1 protein-coding gene is annotated in these 235 nt (G+C 34.9%); it reads left to right on the top strand.

From position 1 onward, the window contains the following. The coding region (locus AB4585_RS22555) for a hypothetical protein (RefSeq protein ID WP_372171048.1) at positions 1-235 on the top strand (235 nt) is incomplete at both ends.

Genomic DNA, 235 nt, shown 5'->3' with positions numbered 1-235 from the left:
GCTTATGGAGTAGCTTTTCAAGTTAATACTCAGGCGAAAGAATTATCTCAATCTCTATTGAAAGCAGTAAGTCCGCAGATTATGCAGAGTGAAGGAAAAGAAAACAGGCATAGGATGATCAACTTGTCGATAATGACAAATAAGTTAGGTTTTATGTTGGTAGGTATCATTTTCATACCTCTATCACTGTCGATTGACTACATTATTAGTTTATGGTTAAAAGTAGTCCCAGAAT

The organism is Vibrio sp. 10N.222.49.C9, from assembly GCF_041474985.1.
GTDB classification, from domain to species: Bacteria; Pseudomonadota; Gammaproteobacteria; order Enterobacterales; family Vibrionaceae; genus Vibrio; species Vibrio crassostreae_C.
This window is presented reverse-complemented; position numbering and strand designations above follow the sequence as displayed.